Origin of the sequence: Haloferax profundi (assembly GCF_001469865.1) — an archaeon.
GTDB lineage: Archaea > Halobacteriota > Halobacteria > Halobacteriales > Haloferacaceae > Haloferax > Haloferax profundi.
This window is the reverse complement of sequence record NZ_LOPV01000654.1, coordinates 1-1,176: the sequence shown is the minus strand read 5'-3', so window position 1 is coordinate 1,176 and position 1,176 is coordinate 1. Positions and strand designations below refer to the sequence as shown.

Genomic DNA, 1,176 nt, shown 5'->3' with positions numbered 1-1,176 from the left:
GACTGGCAGTCGACATGGCTGATGCAGAAGATTATCCGATGGTACTCGGTGGGTTAGTTCACCGTCTCTACACGCAGGCCAGTGACGAAGGGATGGGCGAAGAGGACGTCGGTGCAGTTGTGAAGATGTTCGAACAGGAACTTGAAGACAAAGTCGGAAGGTCAGGAGACGATTAGTAACTGACGAGTCGGTATTCTATTCGTCTTCGTCGATCAAGCTGTAGAGTTCGTCCGCTTCTATGGTGTTTCTATCGTTGGCGTGGATTGACTGCCCTCCAGAGCTAAAGTTCGATTCGAAGTTGACATATCGTTCAAGTTTCTGTGATGCGTTCTTGAACACGGGCGTTCCGTGATTGAGGAGTGCGACCTCAAATTCGTAGTCGAGCAGTTTGTCGAGATTCTTTTCTGCTGCAACCGCTGATTCAGGTGGCTGATTCGTATGAGTCGCCTGTGGTGGATGGAGTAAATACCCCTTTGGAAGTCCTCTTCGGTCGGATCCACAGACGGTGTCCGCACAGTGAGCGATGCCTGCTTTTTCATCTACGAGGACGGAGTTGCCGGGAGAGTGACCGGGTACATGGACCGTCTCGAATCGACCGATTTGCTCTCCATCTCCGAACAGGTGGTCAGGTTCAGTTTGAATGTCGATTCCGTAGTCGTCTATTTCGACCACGTTGTCCTTTTCCGGAACCCACGTTTCGACATCATACCGTTCGCACACTTCGTCAAACGCACCGATGTGGTCGAGGTGACGATGTGTGATAATCAGTCGTTCCGGTTCGATTCCGATTTGCTCGATACCTTCGAAGAGGTACTCGACACGATTTTGGAAGCAGGTATCCACAATCGTTGGGACGTCTCCCTCGAGATCGAAGAAGTACGTTCGGTGGCGTTCTCCTTTCGTGATGTCCGGACCCTCGTCGGCAGTCTGCCAAGTGATGTCGTAGACAGTATCGGCGATATCAAGTTCTCTGACTACAGGTGAACTATCGGTCATACGAACACCAGTTCATACTGTATCTACATATATACCGTGGGTTGTCACAGCATACGACAAGACCACCGCCGACCAGACTCTTCGGTCGGACACATGATTTATATTCACCTCTGAGAATTGTTACTTAGTGTTAGCAAATGACTACACATAGTTCTGATAACAAACGTCGACTGAAGGAGT

1 protein-coding gene is annotated in these 1,176 nt (G+C 49.9%); it reads right to left on the bottom strand.

Translation table 11 applies throughout. The annotated features are described in order from the left end of the window. Positions 1–195 precede the first annotated feature (195 nt). On the bottom strand, positions 196–996 hold the full coding sequence (locus AUR66_RS23325; protein WP_058573601.1) for an MBL fold metallo-hydrolase: 801 nt from the start codon (positions 994–996) through the stop codon (positions 196–198). Positions 997–1,176 lie beyond the last annotated feature (180 nt).